The following is a 20093-nucleotide window of genomic DNA, read 5'->3' on the forward strand; positions in this document are numbered from 1 at the left end:
AAGACAATTCGAGGAGGCAATAATCATGGATTTTATGAGCCGAGTAGCACCCGAATTAAGACCGCTGTTATCGTTGTTCCCGCCGCTTGCTCTCCCTGAAGGCTTGGAAGCCGCAAGGTCTGCGCCTGCTTTCCCCATACCGCCATCGGAGCATGTGCGCAACTCCTCTCGTATCATCGAAGGCGGAGATGCACAAGAAATGCTCGTGAAGATTTATGAGCCGATCAAGCAAGACGGCACGCTGCTGCCAGCTGTGCTGTGGATTCACGGTGGCGGATATATCATGGGTCACCCCGATAGCGATGATGGCTTGTGCCAGACATTCGTAGAGGAAGCGGGCTGTGTAGTCGTTTCCGTCGATTATCGCCTTGCTCCGGAGCATCCTTATCCTGCACCGATCGAAGATTGCTACGCCGCCCTCGTATGGATGACGAACAGCGCGGAAGAGCTGAATATCGATGTATCGCGGGTTGCGGTTGCCGGAATGAGCGCAGGGGGCGGGTTGACTGCCGCATTGGCCTTGCTCGCTCGGGATCGTGGAGGCCCAGCAATCGTGTTCCAGATGCCGTTGTACCCGATGATCGACGATCGTAACGTGACGCCGTCCAGTCTTGAAATTACCGATAAACACGCGATTTGGAATCGGGGTAGCAATCTAGCAGCGTGGAGAATGTATCTGGGTGAGCATGCCAACGGAGAAATTTCTCCTTATGCGGCACCTGCCCGGGCCAAAAATCTATCCGGACTTCCGCCAGCCTACTCTTGTGTAGGGCAATTGGATCCTTTCCGCAGCGAAATCATTGAATACAGCGCGCGTTTGGCTGAAGCCGGAGTTCCAGTGGAATTCCATATCTATCCTGGGGGCTATCATGCCTTCGAGTTCCTCAATCCTGATGCGGAGATTAGCAAGCGAGTACAGCATGAGTACATCCAAGCACTCGCTAGAGCGCTCAATCCGCAGCAAGAGAAAACCTTAATCGCAGCAGACTGATTCGCAACCCCAACGGTTTATCCGTTGGGGTTTATTTTGTATATTAGCAAAGCTCCTCCACCTCCAATACTCGTCTACATCCTTGGGCTTATGAATATAGTAGGAAGTAGGCAATGGGATGGATGAGGGAGGATCTGGGAATGGAAGCTAATTGTACGGGCTCATTGATAGATACAGGCGACGCGTCGAGAGCGGGAGCGGTTGACCGCTTTATTGCGTTTATACGCGAATTGAACGAGCTTCTTCAGAAGGAAGCGGATTTGTCCCCAGCTAATCTCACCGTTACAGAGAGGATTGGTCAACTGTCACGCTTGCTGCGATTACCTTATTTGGCTGAAGAGGTGCAAGCCGTTCTCAACCATGCGTATATACGAATGAACCAGCTTTCATTGCAGGAGAAATTGTCAGAGGCTGAGTTTCTAGTCGAGCTAAGGAATGCGGAACATATGTGCCAAACAGAAGGTACAGTGATGGATATGATGACAAGGCTGCCTAGCTGGAACGTTTATAGGGCACTGGTGAGTCAGGAGCTCGCCATGCTCCGCCCATTCATTCCCGAGGAGAGACAAGCGGAGAAATCTCCGATTGTCTTTGTCGGAAGCGGGCCGCTGCCGATTAGTCCGATCATTCTCCATCTCTTCGGTGATGTCGAAGTTATTTGCTTAGAGATGAATGCAGTGGCGTATGAGGCATCCTGTTCTTTACTCGCTCACTTTGGTCTCCAGAATAAAGTATCGGTCGTCTTGGTGAATGGAGCGGATTACGATTACAGCCCTTATAGCTATATCTTTATGGCTAGTCTCGTTCGCAACAAGCGGGAAGTGCTTGAGCGGATTCGTCGAACATCCGCGAACCCTCTGGTGGCTGTTCGTACAGCGGAGGGAATGAAGCAGCTCATGTATGAAGCGATTGATGAGTCCGAATTGGATCGGCACCAATGGCGGATTGTAGGGCGAACGAGTCCTGAGCAAGGTTTGGTCATTAATTCGACCTTGTTTGTTGAACATGAAGCTGTGAACAGATGAATAGTGGTTGTGAGAAAAGGACAACACCGCAATCACCCGCGGTGTTGTTTTTATTTGGGTCCTAATCAGCATAATTATGAAAAGTAAATTGTAATTCCCTGGCATTCTTTTTATAATCATATTACGTAATAATTACGATTAGGGGGAGGCGCGCTTGAATCCGAAATCTATTTTACACTGGAAACCCGAATATACCTTTATCGCTGTTCTAGCATTCGTGGTGGCCATGGCGCTCCATCCTGAATGGCTGAGCACAGATGTCATCGTCAGTGCGGCGAGACTAAGTACGTTCAAAACGATGCTCATCAGCATTGTATTGGAAACTATCCCGTTCCTTTTGCTTGGCGTGGCCGTATCCTCCTTGATGCATGTCTATATACCTGAAGCGTGGATTCGCCGCCTTATTCCGAAGAACCCGTTACTGGGAATCGTGACCGCCAGCCTTTTAGGGATCTTGTTTCCTGTATGCGAGTGCGGTCTCATTCCGGTCGTTAGAAGACTGATGGCTAAAGGCATGCCGTTATATGCGGGCGTTGTATTCATGCTCTCAGGACCAGTCGTCAATCCCGTTGTCTATTCCGCTACCTATGTCGCCTTTCGGAGCAGGCAGGAGATGGTATATGCCCGGATGGGACTGGCTGTGGCGGTTGCGCTGGCCATTGGACTTATTGTCTATTTCGTTGTTAAGCGTAACCCGATAAGAGAGTCGCGAGAATCGATGCGCGTGACATTCAATGTACTTCGGACGCCATCGAGAACTAGTAAATTTAATGAGGCGATGCAGCATGCAGGGAGCGAGTTTTTTGATATGGGCAAATATCTCATTGTCGGCTCGATCCTGGCGGCGCTCATCCAAACCTTCGTACCGCGCTCGGAGCTGCTTGCAATAGGACAAGGAGCGTATACATCGCACCTGTTTATGATGGGCTTTGCTTACATTCTCTCTTTATGTTCGACCTCCGATGCCTTCGTCGCTTCCTCGTTTCTTGGCACGTTCTCTGCAAGCTCGCTGCTTACGTTTATGGTATTTGGGCCAATGATCGATATGAAGGGAACATTGATGCTGCTTTCTGTATTCAAGGCGAAGTTCGTCGTACTCATTATCGCATTAGTCGCTATTCTAGTACCCTTGGGATCACTCCTCGTAGGAACGTTTATCTGGTAAGTGCTTGCAACACGCAGAATCAGAAAGGGGGTTATCGAATGGAGGAGCATCGTCCATTAACGGTGCATCATCTTATTCGTGCCGTGATATTGGCCGGATTCGCGTTCTACGTTGTTCATTTGGTCAAAATCGATAAGCTGCAATATTACATTGCGCCGAGAATGATGCCATATATTAAATATTCGGCTGTCGCCATGTTTCTATTAGCCACCTACTATCTGTATCTGGCTTTGCAAGGCTCGGATCATAAGCATCACGGAGCTGCATGCGATTGCGGGCATGAGCCAGCTCGTTCGCTGCCCAAGCATATATTCATTTACGGGTTGTTTCTGCTTCCGCTGCTGCTCGGTTTCGCATTCCCTGACAAGATCATGGGGAGCGATGCAGCGTCGGTGAAGGGCATGAAGCTGACGGTTAAGAATGTCGTTCAGCAGCCAAGCGGCCCATTGCCGACGCAAGTAGAGGAGGCCGTAACCGACGTGCCCCAGTCCGTTCTGGAAGAGAGTAAGACCGAACTGCCAGCTTCTGAAGCATCGCCTTCATCCGAGCTGGATGCTTTGTTTCCGTATGATGAATTCTCTAGGGAGTATGCAGACCTCGGTAAAATCCTATACGGCCAAGATGTCATAACGATGAGGGAAGAAGCTTTTCTAGAATATATTTCAACCATAGATCTCTATCGCGACAATTTCGTTGGCAAGACGATCGAGATCAGTGGCTTTGTTTATCGGGAGGATGACATGGCGCCGAATCAATTCGCCGTGTCCCGTATGGCCATGTCATGCTGTACGGCGGATGCAGAGCCCTATGGATTGATGGCGGAATGGAGCCAAGCGGCAGATTTCAATAAAGACACCTGGATTACGTTACGCGGTAAATTGGAAATTAAGAAATACAGGGACGCTGATATTATTGTGTTAAATGCCGATAAGGTGACGAAGATCGAAGCACCTAAAGATCCGTACGTATATCCGTACTTTGGCAACATTACGGAATTGGAGAAGCAATAGAATAGCTAGCGTATGACCCGCCCAGCCATGACGTTGAATGGCTGGGTTTTATTTTATTGGATGATTAAGAAAAGATTGACACGTCTAATCGTAATAATTACAATTAGGTGGTATTTCAGATAGTAATAATTACGATTAAGGGAGTGTTCGAGAGATGAAGAGACAACGAAAAGGATGGCTCATCGTATCCATGCTGGCGATGGTATGGCTGGCTGGATGCAGCAGCGTGTCTAGTGATTCAAGTGAACGAAGTGAAACACAAGAGCTGGTCTATGCGACAGCGAAGGATATCAATGATATGAACCCTCATCTCTATACAGGTTCAATGGCTGCGCAAGGTCTTGTCTATGAATCGCTTGTGGAGAACACGAAGGACGGTATCAAGCCCCTCCTGGCGGAATCATGGGACATCTCAGATGACGGCAAGGTATACACCTTTCACTTGCGACAAGATGTGAAATTTCATGATGGCGAGCCTTTTAATGCGGAGGCGGTCAAGCAAAATATCGAAGCGGTGCAGCACAATGCCAGCAAGCATGCCTGGATTAAGCTGTCTACGAAGCTGGAGGAAGTCAACGTAATCGACGAGTACACGGTGCAATTCAAGCTGAAGGAAGCTTATTATCCAACCCTTCTGGAGCTGTCGATGACGCGCCCGTATGTGTTTCTTTCACCGAAAGATTTTCAGAATGGCGAGACGAAGGACGGCGTTGCAGGCTATAACGGTACCGGGCCTTATAAGCTGGAGAAACAAGTGGTGGATCAATACGCCACTTTCGCGGCCAATGATCAATATTGGGGCGGTGCGCCTACCGTGAAGACGATTACTGCCAAAGTATTGCCCGCAGGGGAGACAACGATGCTGGCGCTGCAGAAAGGTGAAGTGAACTTCTTATTCACGGACGATCGCGGCACCGACGGAATTGATGTGGAAGCGATGCAGCGCTTGGAGCAATCAGGCGACTACCGGATTGTGCGCAGTGAGCCGATGAACACGAAGATGATTGCTGCCAATAGCAGTAAGGCTGGCAGTCCCGTCCGGGAGAAGGCAGTACGGGAAGCGATCTGGCAAGCCATCGATCGCGAGACGATTAGCTCCGCAATATTCAGTGGGACGGAGACGCCAGCAGAGACGTTGTTCTCTTCCAATGTCAATTATGCGGATATTAGCCTGAAGAAACGGGATTACAACCCAGAAGCGGCCAAGGCGCTGCTCGAGGAGTCGGGCTGGGCTCTGGCGCAAGGCAGCGACATTCGCGCTAAGGACGGTCAGCAGCTTGCGATGAAGTTGTATTATGACGTGAATTCCCTTTCACAGAAAACAGAGGCGGAGCTGATCCAAAGCGAGGTGTTAGCCATTGGCATGAGGCTGGAGCTGGTTGGCGAAGAATCTTCTGCCATAGCCAATCGCAGATCAACCGGCGAATACGATTTGCTCTTCAATCAAACGTGGGGATTGGCTTACGATCCGCAGAGCACCATTGCGGCATTTGCTGCGGAATCCTCTTATCGCCATACGACGAGCGGAATACCGCAGGCAGAGGAGCTGTACCACAAGATCGATGACGTTCTCGTGTCGTCCGACGAGAAGACACGCCAGCAGCTTTACGCTGATATTTTAACCATCGTCCATGAAGAGGCGGTCTTTATCCCGCTTACTAACGGCAGTGTGACGGTAGTAGCACCTGCGAACTTGCAAGGAATCGGATTCAAGCAAACACAATTCGAAATCCCGTTTGAGAAGATGAGTTTCCGATGAGCCTGTATATTCTCAAACGTATAGGAATGACGGTGCCTTTGCTTATCGTGATTTCATTTCTTACGTTTGTTCTCAATCATCTGTCTCCGATGGAGCCTGTGAAGGTCATTCTTCATGCGCAAGGTGTTCCGACCATAACGGAAGAGTTAATTGCGGAGACGAAAGCAAAGCTTGGGATGGATTCGCCGCTGCTTATTCAATATATGGATTGGCTCATCGCTTCCCTTCATTTCGATTTCGGTCATTCTTATGTAACGGGTATACCGGTCTGGTCTATGCTTGGGCCGGCTTTGCTGCATACTCTAAAGCTGGTGCTGGTATCTTCCATTTGCATATTTGGTCTATCGATTGTTCTTGGCGTGATCTGTGCGATAAGGGAAGGCCGATGGCTGGATCTGTCGGTTCGCAGCCTGTCCTTCTTGCTGACAGCTATGCCAGCCTATTGGCTGGCGGCTCTGCTGGCATGGTATTTTGCCGTTAAGCTTGATTGGCTGCCTACCAGCGGGATGAGTGACGGGGCCAGTTATGTTTTGCCAGTTGCCGTCCTCGTCATTGGTTATGCAGGTCTATATTTTCGTATCATCCGAAGCTCGATGCTCAGTCATCTGAATGAAGATTATGTGCTCTACGAACGAGCATGCGGTATACCGGAATCCATTGTAACGCTGCATGTGCTTCGCAATGCGATGCAGGTTGCCATCACGGTATTCAGTCTTGCTATACCCACTTTGCTGGGCAGTACGGTCGTTGTGGAAAATATTTTCGCATGGCCGGGTCTTGGCACGATGACGATAAACGCGATTCTCAGCAGAGATTTTCCTATAATCCAAGCTTATGTTCTTGTACTTGCGGTCGCCTTTGTGTTGTTCAACACACTTGCTGATGTCATTCACGCAGCGATGAATCCACGAATGAGGAGGGAGCATTAGTCTATGCTGCTTAAGCGGATATGGAATGACAGACTGGCTGCCCTTTCGCTTACAATCGTGGGAGCAATGCTGCTTATCGGAATATGCGCGCCGCTTATTGCCCCGCATCCTCCGAATGAAGTCAACATGGAGCTTCGTTATGCCGGAGCGTCTTGGCAGTATTGGCTGGGCAACGATCATCTTGGCCGCTGTGTGCTTTCCAGGCTGATCTACGGTATTCGTCCAAGTGTATTATGGGTGCTCGCGGCTCTGATCGCATCCGTATTCGTTGGGACAGCTGTTGGCATAGCCGCAGGATACTGGAGAGGCAGGGTGGACGCGGTCTTGATGCGACTATGCGACATCATGCTCTCCTTCCCGGGTTATGTAATGACGCTTGCAGTCGTCGGTATGCTTGGCCCGGGACTCACGAATATTCTGATTGCGTTTGTGTGTCTCAAATGGGCGTGGTTCGCACGTGTTATCCGAACCGTCATCTTGCCAATTGCGGAGGCGGATTATGTCAAATTCGCTAAGGTGCTTGGAGCCAGCCAGCTTTGGATCATAGTAAGGCATGTCCTGCCTATCGCACTGCCCGAGGTGGCTGTCATTGCTAGCAGTGCGTTCGGATCCATGATTCTTCAAATCTCAGGCCTGTCATTCCTCGGACTTGGTATTCAGGCGCCGCATGCAGAGTGGGGCATGATGATGAATGAAGCGAGAACGGTGATGTTCACTAGACCCGAACTGATGTTAGCGCCAGGGATCGTAATCATGGTTGTTGTATCATCCGTCAACTTTCTCTCTGATTCCTTACAGAAAGCGCTCGATCCGAAGCTAATGGTTATTAGATCAACGAACGGTATGAAACACCGGTACCAGAGGAAGGAGGCGGCCCTGCAACAATGAGCTTGCTTGAAGTCAAACAATTGAAGGTATGGGATAGCAGCACAGAGCAGGTGCTGGTGGCCAATAGTTCTTTTCAACTAGCCAAGGGGCATTGTCTTGCGATTGTGGGGGAGAGCGGCAGCGGCAAATCGCTCACCTGCAAGGCGATCATGCGGCTTAATCAGGCGAAAGTGCAGCAGTCCGGCTCCATTGTACTGGATGGGGTTGATCTGTCGTTGTTGAATAAGCGTGCCATGCGCGGCTATAGAGGCAAGAGAATCTGCATGATCATGCAGAACGGCATGCGTGCCTTTAATCCTTCCAGACCAGTTGGGGCTTATCTTGGTGAGGTACTGGCCCGACATTACGATTGGAGCAAGGAAGAGAAACTAACTCGTATAGGTGCTGCGATGACTAGCGTTGGGCTGAAGGATCCGGCAAGCGTGATGAGGTCTTACCCCTATGAATTGTCTGGCGGCATGCTGCAAAGGGTTATGATTGCACTTTCCATCGTGATGGAGCCTGATGTCATTATTGCCGATGAGCCGACAACTGCGCTGGATGCCGTTACGCAATTTGAGGTCATGGAGCAGCTTGCGAAACTGAGGAATCGTTTGGATTGCGCCATGATTTTCGTATCTCATGACTTGCATGCAGTTAAACGTATTGCAAACGATGTGCTAGTCATGAAGGATGGGGAGATTATTGAGCGAGGTACAGCAGCTGACTTTTTTACTAGAGCTCGTCATCCGTACACCCGCCAGCTGATAACAGCGAAGCAGAGCCTGAGTCGTCAATTCAACCAGCTCATGGGAGGTGCGAGCGTTGCTCAAGGTTGACAGGATAAGCAAATCGTATCGACCCAAGGGATGGTTGAACAAAGCACATCGGAAGCAGGTTCTTCATGCTATCAGCTTCGAATGGGACCGAGGGGAATGTCTTGGCATTATTGGCGAGAGCGGCAGCGGCAAGTCTACCCTTGGCCGGCTTCTGCTTGGAATAGAAAAGCCGGATCATGGCATCATTGCATGGGATGGACAGCCGATAACGGACCGCAATGTACGGCAAGGGAATATCAGCGCCGTATTTCAAGATTATACGTCATCCATTAATCCATTCTATACCGTCAGACAGGCGATCATGGAGCCTTTGAAGCTGGCAGGCGGTTCTCCTCCATCCTTCATGGAGAGTTATGCGGGCAAGCTGCTTCAGCAAGTCGGCATGGATGAGTCCTATCTCGACAAATATCCGCATAAGCTGTCTGGAGGCGAAGCACAAAGAGTGTGCATCGCCAGAGCCTTATCGACAGGGCCGGCATGTATCGTTCTAGATGAAGCTATAAGCTCACTGGATGGATCGGTGCAGATGCAGGTGCTGGAGCTGCTAAGAAACCTAAGCGATTCGCTGGGCGTAGGTTACATTTTCATCACACATGATATAGCGGCAGCAGCTTATTTGTGTAATCGAATGATGATTATTCAGGATGGCCGGATCGTCGAAATGGTGGAGACGAAGCAGCTTAAGGATGTACAGTCGCCCTATGCAAAGGAGCTGCTGCGCAAGGTGATGGCATGATCATGTCAGGGCCTTTCCTTCGATTATATCTACTGACGTTGTTTTACTTTAGCGCCAATGCCATCTTGAACGTCGTCATTCCGCTTAAAGGCGAATCGCTTGGCGTATCCAACACAAGGATTGGAATCATTATGGGGGTATATCTGCTGACAACCATGGTATGCCGGCCTTGGGCCGGGTATTTGATTGCGAGGTATGGCCCGATACAGGTACTTCGCATCATACTGACCTTGAATGGTTTGGCTCTGCTGCTGTATGCCTTCACTGATATGAATGGCTACTTCGCTGCTAGAATCGTGCAGGGGATATGTACGGCATTCTTCTCCATGGCGCTTCAGCTAAGTCTGATCGATGCACTGCCTGATGAGGAACGGTCACAAGGCATCTCTATGTATTCGTTATGCTCTTATTTGCCAGGAATTATTGGACCTTTATTAGCAATTGGCATGTGGAACAATGGAGAAGGGAGCCTGTTCGCCGCTTCGATGATTGTCATTGCATGCATGACAGGTGTTGTCGGCTACACGGTTCGTATTCGAACACAGCCGGTCGTCGATAACGTGAATAGCAGTTCGAATGCGGGGATAACGATGCTTCGATCCATGAGGCAGCTTGTACATAATCCGAATATGGCTCGCTCGAGTATCCTGATGTTGATTGCATCGGTTATATTTGGTGCTGTTACGGCATTCATGCCTTTATATGCACCTCGTATTCATGGTGGCAGTGCGGCAATCTATTTGATGATTCAGGCAGCGGTCGTCGTTGTGATTCGATTTCTGTTCAAAAGCAAAATGCCATCCGATGGGAAGTGGCATTCGTTGTTCATAGCAGGGATATTGCTGCTGCAGATGTCAGCTGCGCTTTGCATCGGGTTGGCAGCAAGTTTAGGCGTAGCTGTCTTATATGCTGGAGCCTTGCTGATGGGGAGCGCTCAAGCGCTGCTCTATCCTACGCTTACAAGTTATTTGAGCTTTGTATTGCCGCGTAATGAACGAAGCGTTCTCATCGGTTTATTCATTGCGATAGCTGATCTTGGAGTCGCTATTGGCGGAATCGTCATGGGGCCGGTTGCTGATCATTTCTCTTATTCTTACATGTATCTGCTTTGCGCAGTACTTAGCGCAGGAGTGCTGTTTATAGCCTTTGATCGGGCGGTACTCCGCTCGCATTGAAATGCAATCGTACGACCGTTTCCCGATTATCCAAGGGAGAACGGTCGTTTTATTTTTATTGAAACCAGCTCTGATTAATTATGGTAGTCTATTTTCCTTATTGACAATAATCATCGTTGTCTAGATTATGATAAGGATAGGTAAATACCGATTATATTTACTGAAACAAATCATAATAGGAGCAAAGTTGAATAACTGTATCGATATTCTTATGAAATATACCTCGTGACCTATACATAAGGAGTGTAAGTCATATGCCTCATCCGATATTCATCAGCGCCGCTGTCGTATTATTCATTGGACTAGTATCAGCTATCCTATATGCCGTCAAAATACACAATCGCAAGAAGCATTCCGAACAGCTTCTTATCGAATCCGAAAGAAAATACCGTGCTTTAGTCGAGCATGCCGTCGATATGTTTTTTGTTAATGAGTTTGATAGGGAACGTATGCCTTTTATAGAAGTGAATGAGCTTGTTTATCGTTTGCTTGGGTACTCGCGTCAAGAGTTAGACTCCATGTCGCCTATTGATCTGTGCGTCCAAGATCCTTTATTGTTGAAGCGCTTTATGCTGCATCGAAAACAACTGGCTAAGACGGGTTTTGTACATTACACAACCAAACTGCAAAGTAAAGATGGTAAGGTCATTCCTGTGGACGCCAACGCGAAGCTTATTGAATGGAATGGTAAACGGGTCGTCATTACGATACTCCGCGATATTTCCGAAAGCTATGCAACGGAGCTGGCTCTATCAGAGAGCGAGGAGCGTTACAGGCGTCTGATCGAGCTGCTCCCGGACGCAGTTGGCGTCATTGCGGATGGCGCGGTCGTCTTCCTCAACCGTTCAGGAGCCCGGATGTTTGGTGCTGACAGTCCCAGTGTAATCATCGGAATGTCATTTTTAGATTTTGTCCATCCGGAATACCATACCATGGTCTGCGGAAGAGTGAATGACATTCTGGCGGATCAACTCCCGTCGGAACCTCTTGAAATTAATTTATACCGGCTGGATGGTTCTATGTTTTATGGAATGGTTCAGTCTACGCCGATTATATATAGAGGAAAGCCATCTGTGCTTGTCGTAGTCCATGACATTACCCAGAGGAAGCTTACGGAGCAAACGCTGCAAGAGAGTGAAGAGCAATATAGGAGAATGTTCGAGTTGTCTCCGTACGCGATTTGCTTATTAAATATGAATGGTAAAATTGTGTTCGTTAATGACAAAGCCGTTGAACTCTTTGAAGCAGATTCTTATTCGTCTCTAGTTGGAATTAATCAAATGGATATCATTTCGCCAGCGTACCAAGAGGAAAGTAAAGCACGATTCCAATCCATCATTAGGCGGGATTTTTCGGGGCTTACGTATGAGAATCATTTCGTAACGCTTCATGGCAATCCATTCATTGCTGAGATCTCCGTAACCTGCGTACAGTATGAAGGAGAAATCGTTGTACTCGCTCATATTCAAGACATTTCGCAGCGGAAGGAAGAAGAAGAGCAGCTGCAAGAGACGAATCGTTTGCTCAAAAAGTTATCTACGATCGATGGTCTTACGGGTATTTCGAATCGTAGACACTTTGAGGAGGCACTAGAGAAGGAATGGGAAGCTTCGTCCACTTATTCGAAACCATGTTCCGTTATTATGTTTGATATCGATTATTTCAAGCGTTATAACGATACATATGGGCATCAGGGTGGAGATGCTTGCCTGAAAGATATCGCTTCGAGTATTAAACGACTCGTTAAACGGACCGGTGGCGTATTTGCCCGCTACGGAGGCGAGGAATTCGTCATCTTGCTGCCGAGAACCAATGCGCACGAGTCTCTACACCTCGCCGAACGAATCGAACAACAAGTAGCAGCATTACGAATCCGTCATGCAGGATCGAAGGTCAGTGATCGTGTAACCGTAAGTATTGGAGTCGCCACCATGATAGCAGCCCCGGGCTTGAAGCGGGAGGAGCTAATCGAGCAGGCGGACCGAGCGCTTTATCAAGCCAAATTGGCCGGTAGAAATCAAATCGTCATGAGCGATTCTCAAGGCGTACTTAGCTAAGCGCGGCTTCTCTGGCCGCATGGTGAGCTAGCATATGGAAGTGGTTGTTCTTCTTATGTTTGCTCATGTATTTGATCTGAACGTCGAGAGAGGGGAAGCGTTGACGGAGATCGGCAAGAGCCGATACTAGTATATTTCTCCCCTCCTCATCATGTGGATGTGCAAAGCGTTCTTGAACCAATAGGCGCGCAATGCGGCTGCAGTCGGTATAGATGACAGCGACTTTCGGCTGACGATCTACTATTGCTGCTGCAAGCGTTTCTAGGCTAAGTTCTATGGCCATCATTTCGCCGTAGATCGATCCTTGATCGCGTTCAATCGGGAGCTTCTTGGCCGATACGCTTACGGTTCGATTATGTACCATGCAGCACGCTGCACCGTATACGTTGAGAGAAGCGAAGCCGGCGTAATCGCAGTAAAGGAACAACGTTCCTGCATTCAATAGATTTTGTCGTAGGCTAGGAACGGATAAGGCTTTACGAAGGAACGGTTCTTCGATGATATCCATGAGCGCGTCTCCTATCAGTCGCTGCAGCGAGTGAAGTGTATGCGATCAGGATCAACCGAAGAGACGGGATTTAAACAAAGGTTGTGAAGTAAAAGGCAAAGGGGCTGTCCCAAAAGTCATTAGACTTTGGGACGGCCTCTTGTGTTTCAATGAACTGCAAAGGCAGCTGCGCAGAGCGAATGTTCTTACGATCGCTGTTGTCCGAGCGGATGAAGAATGTGCTGGAAGACGTGTTCATCGGTGCAAAAAAGTAAGCCTTGAGGTCGGGTGGCTTTCGCTTGCCCATAATTTGCTCAAGAAGATAGCAGTGGATAGAACAATAGAAATGACGGTTCAGGATGGACCTCCCTGAACCGTCATTTCTTTCTTTTTTCAATAAATGGATCTAGCTTATCAGTGAGCTGACCCTATTTGTGCTTTTTAACTAGAAAACCCGACAAAATGCCTTTGTTTTCGACATATAGTGCATTCACTAGGAAGTATCGTTCATTTATAATTAGGAAATAGGAACCAACATAGGTAAGAAGTACTGTTGGAGTCGGGCTGTGAAAATAGCTGAACAGAGGTTGGTCATCAGCTTGGCTGACGATATTTCCCACGCATTAATCTTGGTTTCAAAACTTCTAATTTGCGCATATTGAATGCGCCTTCATGATGGCATGTTCCCATTCTTATGACCTAGTGATGAAGTTGCAAATACCTTATAGGAGGAGTGCAAGTGAACGATTCACAACGATCCGGAGCGATCGCAATCGTTGGCGTTAGCGCATTGCTGCCCGGATCGACAGACAACAAGGGATTCTGGAACGACATCATGGCGGGACGAGACCTGATGACCGACATCCCGACTTCGCATTGGCTCATCGAGGATTATTATGATCCAACTCCGATGACACCGGACAAAACGTATTCAAAGCGGGGGGCTTTCCTCTCGCAGGTCGATTTCGACCCGAAGGAATTTTCTATGCCGCCAAGCAACATTCCGGCGACGGATACCAGTCAACTCCTTGGTTTAATGGTAGCGAAGAGCGTGCTGGAAGATGCAGCGCAGGGGCAGTTTAGCACTATCGACAAGGATCGGATCAGTGTCATCCTCGGCACGGCGTCTGCTTCTGAACTCACCGTTGAGCTCGGCAGCCGTATCCAGCGGCCTGTCTGGGTTAAAGCGCTGCGGGAAAGCGGCGTGCCCGAGGATCAGGTGCAGGAGATTAGCGATCGGATTGCAGCCGAGTATGTCCCTTGGAAGGAAAGCTCCTTTCCCGGGCTGCTTGGGAACGTCATCGCAGGACGAATCGCGAACCATTTTAACCTTGGCGGGACGAATTGCATCGTGGATGCGGCATGCGCCAGCTCACTTACCTCCATCTCGATGGGAGCTATGGAGCTGCTGAGCGGTAAATCCGATCTCGTCATTACGGGCGGAGTCGACACGCTGAACGATATTTTCATGTTCATGTGCTTCAGTCAGACGCCTGCGCTCTCGCCGACAGGCGACTGCCGACCTTTCTCGGATCAAGCGGACGGTACGATGCTTGGCGAAGGGCTTTGCATGTTTGCGCTCCGGCGCTTGGAGGATGCCGAGCGGGACGGCGATCGAATCTATGCGGTGCTAAGAGGCTTCGGCACTTCCTCCGACGGGAAGTCCAAGAGCGTGTATGCGCCAGTCTCCAAAGGACAAGCGAAGGCGCTTCGGCGTGCCTACGAGATGGCAGGTTATTCGCCAGCTACGGTAGAGCTTATGGAAGCGCACGGAACCGGTACGAAGGCCGGGGATGCGGCAGAGTTCGCCGGGCTTGCCTCGGTATTCGATGATGGCGCGCGGGAAGATCGGCAATGGTGCGCGCTTGGCTCTGTCAAATCGCAAATTGGCCATACGAAGGGAACGGCAGGCGCGGCAGGCATGTTTAAGGCTGTAATGGCGCTTCGGCATAAAGCGCTGCCGCCTACGATCAAGATTGAGAGGCCAAACCCGAATCTCGATATCGCGAACAGTCCGTTCTATTTGAATACAGCAGCTCGTCCTTGGATCAGAGGAGCATCACATCCAAGACGTGCATCCGTCAGTGCATTTGGCTTCGGCGGCAGCAACTTTCATGTCACGTTAGAAGAGTATAACGGTCCGGGCCGTCAGGCATGGAAGCTGCGTTCAATGCCATCTGAGCTGATTCTCCTCAGCGCGAAGGACCCGGCAACGCTGGTGGCACAAGGCGAACAACTGCTTGATGGGCTGACTGAGGATGACGGGCTGCATACCTATCTAGCACGACACTACCAATCGAATTACGATCCGAAGCTGCCGGCAAGGCTAGCTCTCGTAACAGCAGACTCGAATGAGCTGCGAAGCAAGCTGGAGAAGTCGATTGCAGCGCTTCGTCTGCACCCAGAACGGCGAATCGATGAGCGTGCTGGAATCTATTATGCTTTTGACGCGAATCCCGGTCAGGTTGCCATGCTGTTCCCTGGGCAAGGAAGCCAATATTTGAACATGGGCGCGGAGCTGCTGCTCGCGTTCGATGAAGCCCGAGGCGTGTGGGACCGTGCCGCTGATCTGGAGATGGATGAGAGCAGCAGTCTGCATGAGGTTGTTTATCCCAGACCTGTATTTACCCAAGAAGAACTTGATGCACAACGCGGCCATCTGCAGGCGACAGAATGGGCACAGCCGGCTATAGGCGCGATGAGCATGTCTCTTCTGCATACGCTGCGTAAAGCTGGCGTTCAAGCAGAGCTTCTAGCCGGCCATAGTTTTGGCGAGCTTGCCGCATTATGCGCAGCGGGCGTGTTTGATGAGTCAGACATGCTTCAAGCGGCTAGAAAACGCGGCGAACTGATGGCAGCAGCCTCCGCCGCATCGGCAGGCAGCGGAGCAATGAGCGCGGTGTTCGCCTCTCTTGAGCAGGTTCGTGGGCTGATGGAGAAGTGCGGACTAGCGGTATCCTGCGCCAACCATAACAGTCCGAGTCAGGTGGTCGTCTCCGGGGAGACGGAGGCTGTCACAAGACTAGAAGAGAGATTGACCACTGAAGGCATTCGCTATAAACGGCTCCTTGTATCGACCGCATTCCATTCGCCGCTTGTTGCCTCCTCTGTACCGGAATTCCAATCCTATCTGGCGGGGTGCTCGGTTGAAGAAGGGGAAGCTGTTGTTCTATCAAATGCAGACGGCCAGCCGTTCCCATCCTCACCGGACGAGCTGCGGAATCGGCTTGCAGCACAGATTGCACAGCCGGTCCTATTCGCCGAAACCGTGCAAGAGCTGTATGCACGCGGTGTCCGCACGTTCGTTGAGGTCGGCCCTAGTGCCGTGCTCACAGGACTCGTTGAACAATGCCTGGCAGGCAAGGATATTGTCGCAGTTGCGACCGATCGAAAAGGACAGCACAGCGTACATACGTTGTGGCATGCACTAGGGCGGTTAGCGGCAGCTGGCGTCCCAATCGATCTCCGAGCATTCTGGGACGAGTACAAGCAGGAGGAGGACCCGCGAAGCCGCGTCAAGCCGGCCTTCACGATTCCGATCAGCGGCGTCAACAGCGGACGTCCTTATCCGCCTAAAGGCGGTACGTCGGCGCTTCCGAAGCCGAATGAAGCAAGACAGAGCAGCGCTGCGCCAGTCGGAGCTTCGGAATCTCCCATATTGGAGACGGCAACGCCAGCCATACAGGTAGAACAGGATGTCTCGAGTCCGGTTTTCATCCATTCAACCACGCAGTATGATGCTGGGGTTGGCGCGACATTCGCAGACCATTCGATAACGAATCAACCGTACGCGGTTTCTAATACAACGGTTTACCCCATTAACCCCACTCAGGAGGAATATACGATGTCTAATTATTCGAACACTCCCCAATCTGTCCTTTTAGGCGCCATCATGGAGCTGCAGCGCCAAACGGTCGAATCTCATGCTGCCTATCAGCGTGCGATGGCTGACAGCCATATCGCCTATATGCGAACGGCTGAGCTTGCGCTTGCCGGTCTAAGTACATTGGCAGCTGGAGGCCCGGGCGCATTCGCAGCTCTGCCTGAGGTTGCGGCTGCAGCTGCTCCGGCTCCATTCGTTTATACAGCTCCGCCTGTGGCAGCGCCACAAGCTTACATGCCGCCCGCACCGCCGGTTGCAGCAGCGCCAGCCTACATGCCGCCCGCACCGCCGGTTGCAGCAGTGCCAACCTACATGCCGCCCGCACCGCCGGTTGCAGCAGTGCCAGCCTACATGCCGCCCGCACCGCCGGTTGCAGCAGCGCCAGCCTACATGCCGCCTGCACCGCCGGTTGCAGCAACGCCAGCATATATGCCGCCCGCACCAGTCAATGTGCCAGCAGCTCCAACCGCTGCAGTAGTTCAACCAACCGCGGCACCAGCGATCCAACCACAAGCACCAGCACCTGTTCAGGTACAAGCTGTACCTGCTGCTGCGCCTCAAACACAGTCAAGCGATGTGCGCTCGGTCATGCTTGAGGTCGTAGCCGAGAAAACGGGCTACCCCGTCGAGATGCTCGATTTCGATATTGAGCTTGAGGCGGGACTCGGAATCGATTCGATCAAGCGCGTTGAGATTTTGTCTGCTGTTCAGGACCAACTGCCGAATCTGCCAGACATACAGCCAGGCGAGCTGGCGGCGCTCAATACGCTGGGCGAAATCGTTGATTATATGAACCGTGCGCTCGGCAAGGGCGGAGAGTCTGCGGGAAAAAAGTAGATGCCCATGATCGCAATCGGCCTGCCATTGCACGTTACGGGCTGCGGGCTGCCTCTTCGCCAGCGGCTGGCTTGGCACTGCCCGGCCTATGGGATGGTGCGGCTATTGAAATCATGGATGACGGAAGCGGGATCGCATCAGCCCTAGCTAATCGTTTGCAGGCTGCTGGCGCACAGGCTCAAGTAGTAAACACTATAACCGAAGACGCGGATGCTGTGCTCTTGTTGGACGCGCTCAAGCCACTGACAAGCGATGAAGAAGCGCTTGCGGTTAACCGCCGAGCATTCGGAGCAGCGAAGACGGTCGCTGCGAGGTTTGCAAGGCAGGGTGGCGTCTTTGTTACGGTACAGGATACGGGGGGCTCATTCGGGCTAGCGGATTCGCCGGGATCACTTAGCGTATGGACAGCTGGCTTGACGGGGCTCGTCAAGACAGCTGCAAGAGAATGGCCGCAGGCTGCAGTTAAGGCGATTGATCTCGATCGGACGGGCCTCACTGCTGAAGATGCAGCAGAACGTATTTTCCAGGAGTTGATCGCGGGGGGACCTGAATACGAAGTTGGCTTGAAAGCAGACGGAGAGCGAATGACGCCAGTATTGGATTTGGATTCTCCAATGGCTGCACGGACGAGCGGCGATGCAAACGCGCAAGAGCCTGCCGTACTGCTCGTATCCGGTGGAGCAAGAGGGGTTACAGCTGCGGCCGTTGCAGCGATGGCGAAGACGAAGCAGACGCGCTTCATTTTGCTTGGCCGAACATCACTTGAGGAAGAGCCCGCCGTGTGCAAGGGGATTGCCGACGATGCGGGATTGAAACGTGTACTGCTTGAGCAAGCGAAAGCGGAAGGCGTGGCGTTGGGGCTTCCCGAGCTAGGGAGACGAGTGCAGCGCATCCAGATGAATCGAGAAATTGCCGGCAATCTACAGACGCTGCAGGAGCTTGGCTCCGAGGTCGTTTATGTACCCGTTGATGTACAAGATGAAGAAGCACTGCGTGAAGCGCTGCAGCCGGTTCGTGCACAGTGGGGACCGATTACCGGCATCATTCACGGCGCAGGCGTGCTGGCAGACAAGTCGATCGCGGACAAGACGATGGATCAATTCGATTATGTATTCGATACGAAGGTTGGCGGTCTGCGTGCCTTGCTGTCTGTAACAGAGGAAGATCCTTTAACGCTTATTTGTTTATTCTCGTCCGTTTCTGCACGAAGCGGCAATGCGGGACAAGCCGACTATGCGATGGCGAACGAGGTGCTCAACAAATGTGCCCAAGCGGAAGCGCTGCGACGCGGACCTGGCTGTATCGTGAAGTCGATCAACTGGGGACCTTGGGACGGCGGGATGGTTAGTCCGTTGCTTAAGAAGCATTTTGAACAGCGCGGTGTCAATCTGATTCCGTTGGAAGAGGGGACAGCGGCTTTCGTAGCAGAAGCGTTGGATACGATTGGACCTGTTGAGGTCGTTATCGGGGGCTGTTCAGCGGATAGGCCAACGTTAATCGAAGGTGCGACGGAGAAGCGCTGGTCAGCCGAGCTGTTCTTGCCTGAACCATCGCATACGCCATGGCTGAATGATCATCGGATCGGCGGCAATCCGGTTGTACCGGCTGTGATGGTCATGGATTGGTTCGTTCGCGCTGCTTCGGCCGCTCATCCTCATCTTGTCGTGAAACGGTGCTCGAACCTATCCGTCAAAAAAGGCATCGTGGTCGCATCGACGAACGGTAGACCCAAACGGTTGACGTTGACGTGCAACGATCGGACGGATGGCCTTGCGCAAGCGAGCTTAAGCTTCAAGCTAAGGGGAGAGGACGGCTGCATTCATTATACAGCCGAAGTTGATATGGGCATCGAAAGCGATAATGATCAGGTCGATACGATTCAACTGCCTGACGTAAGCGGCGAACCTTGGAACTGGGAGCTAGCAGAAGTATATGACGGCGACAACCTTTTTCACGGCCCGGCCTTCCAGGTCATTCATGAACTGAAGCTATTAGGCGATCAAGATGCGGAAGCCATCTTCAAGCATGCTGAGGCGACGACATGGTCACATCACGATGGTGGAATCGATCCGGCTATGATCGATGGCGGTCTTCAGCTTGCGAGGCTGTGGGGTATTCGAATACTCGGTGAACAAACGCTTCCCACCACGATTGGCTCCTATAAGGGTTATGGATGGATACCACAGCATCAGCCTGTCGTCTGCCGAGTTCGAATTGAGCGTAGAGGCAGCTATAAGACGGTATCGCATATCGCTTGGATGAATGATCAAGGCAGCGTATTTGCCGAGCTTCGGGACGTCGAGATGCATATTGTCGCGAGCCAGAAATAGAAG

General features: G+C 51.1%; 15 protein-coding genes. 14 read left to right on the forward strand and 1 reads right to left on the reverse strand.

Annotation, left to right across the window (positions count from 1 at the left end; all coding sequences use genetic code 11):
- Positions 1–25: 25 nt before the first annotated feature.
- From DFQ01_RS18285 to DFQ01_RS18335, 11 genes are all read left to right on the forward strand, one after another.
- Positions 26–991 (forward strand): alpha/beta hydrolase, encoded by a 966-nt coding sequence (locus DFQ01_RS18285; protein WP_110045348.1) that lies wholly within the window; start codon positions 26–28, stop codon positions 989–991.
- A 140-nt stretch (positions 992–1131) separates the two neighbouring features.
- Positions 1132–2016 carry a nicotianamine synthase family protein gene (locus tag DFQ01_RS18290; RefSeq protein ID WP_174812630.1) on the forward strand — a complete coding sequence of 295 codons (885 nt, stop codon included), beginning with the start codon at positions 1132–1134 and terminating at the stop codon, positions 2014–2016.
- Positions 2017–2170: 154 nt separating this feature from the next.
- Positions 2171–3181 (forward strand): permease, encoded by a 1011-nt coding sequence (locus DFQ01_RS18295; protein ID WP_342770001.1) that lies wholly within the window; start codon positions 2171–2173, stop codon positions 3179–3181.
- 38 nt (positions 3182–3219) lie between these two features.
- Positions 3220–4191 (forward strand): TIGR03943 family putative permease subunit, encoded by a 972-nt coding sequence (locus tag DFQ01_RS18300; protein ID WP_110045350.1) that lies wholly within the window; start codon positions 3220–3222, stop codon positions 4189–4191.
- A gap of 154 nt (positions 4192–4345) precedes the next feature.
- Positions 4346–5950, forward strand: a complete 1605-nt coding sequence (gene cntA / locus DFQ01_RS18305) for a staphylopine-dependent metal ABC transporter substrate-binding lipoprotein (RefSeq protein WP_110045351.1) — start codon at positions 4346–4348, stop codon at positions 5948–5950.
- On the forward strand, positions 5947–6879 hold the full coding sequence (gene opp1B / locus DFQ01_RS18310) for a nickel/cobalt ABC transporter permease (RefSeq protein WP_110045352.1): 933 nt from the start codon (positions 5947–5949) through the stop codon (positions 6877–6879). Before cntA ends, opp1B begins: the two co-directional genes overlap by 4 nt.
- 3 nt (positions 6880–6882) lie before the next feature.
- Positions 6883–7767, forward strand: coding sequence for a staphylopine uptake ABC transporter permease subunit CntC (cntC, locus tag DFQ01_RS18315; protein WP_110045353.1), 885 nt, complete (start codon positions 6883–6885; stop codon positions 7765–7767).
- Complete coding sequence (gene cntD / locus DFQ01_RS18320; protein ID WP_110045354.1) at positions 7764–8585, forward strand: staphylopine uptake ABC transporter ATP-binding protein CntD; 822 nt, start codon at positions 7764–7766, stop codon at positions 8583–8585. The genes cntC and cntD overlap by 4 nt, the downstream gene beginning before the upstream one ends.
- Positions 8572–9321: an ABC transporter ATP-binding protein gene (locus DFQ01_RS18325; protein ID WP_110045355.1), complete on the forward strand. Its 750-nt coding sequence runs from the start codon at positions 8572–8574 to the stop codon at positions 9319–9321. Before cntD ends, DFQ01_RS18325 begins: the two co-directional genes overlap by 14 nt.
- A 2-nt stretch (positions 9322–9323) precedes the next feature.
- On the forward strand, positions 9324–10496 hold the full coding sequence (gene cntE / locus DFQ01_RS18330; RefSeq protein WP_110045356.1) for a staphylopine family metallophore export MFS transporter CntE: 1173 nt from the start codon (positions 9324–9326) through the stop codon (positions 10494–10496).
- 254 nt (positions 10497–10750) lie between these two features.
- Positions 10751–12553, forward strand: coding sequence for a sensor domain-containing diguanylate cyclase (locus DFQ01_RS18335; protein WP_110045357.1), 1803 nt, complete (start codon positions 10751–10753; stop codon positions 12551–12553).
- Here the strand turns inward: DFQ01_RS18335 and DFQ01_RS18340 are convergent.
- A complete protein-coding gene (locus DFQ01_RS18340; protein ID WP_110045358.1) occupies positions 12546–13061 on the reverse strand; it encodes a hypothetical protein in 516 nt (171 codons plus the stop codon). The genes DFQ01_RS18335 and DFQ01_RS18340 overlap by 8 nt on opposite strands.
- 718 nt (positions 13062–13779) lie before the next feature.
- On the opposite strand from DFQ01_RS18340, the gene DFQ01_RS18350 reads away from it, so the two are divergent.
- From DFQ01_RS18350 to DFQ01_RS18355, 3 genes are read left to right on the forward strand one after another with little or no spacing between them, the layout of a single operon-like run.
- Positions 13780–17760, forward strand: a complete 3981-nt coding sequence (locus tag DFQ01_RS18350) for a type I polyketide synthase (RefSeq protein ID WP_146216896.1) — start codon at positions 13780–13782, stop codon at positions 17758–17760.
- A complete protein-coding gene (locus tag DFQ01_RS31175) occupies positions 17761–17907 on the forward strand; it encodes a hypothetical protein (RefSeq protein ID WP_174812631.1) in 147 nt (48 codons plus the stop codon).
- Positions 17874–20090, forward strand: a complete 2217-nt coding sequence (locus DFQ01_RS18355; RefSeq protein WP_110045361.1) for an SDR family oxidoreductase — start codon at positions 17874–17876, stop codon at positions 20088–20090. The genes DFQ01_RS31175 and DFQ01_RS18355 overlap by 34 nt, the downstream gene beginning before the upstream one ends.
- Positions 20091–20093: the final 3 nt, after the last annotated feature.

The organism is Paenibacillus cellulosilyticus (genome assembly GCF_003182255.1).
GTDB lineage: Bacteria > Bacillota > Bacilli > Paenibacillales > Paenibacillaceae > Paenibacillus_T > Paenibacillus_T cellulosilyticus.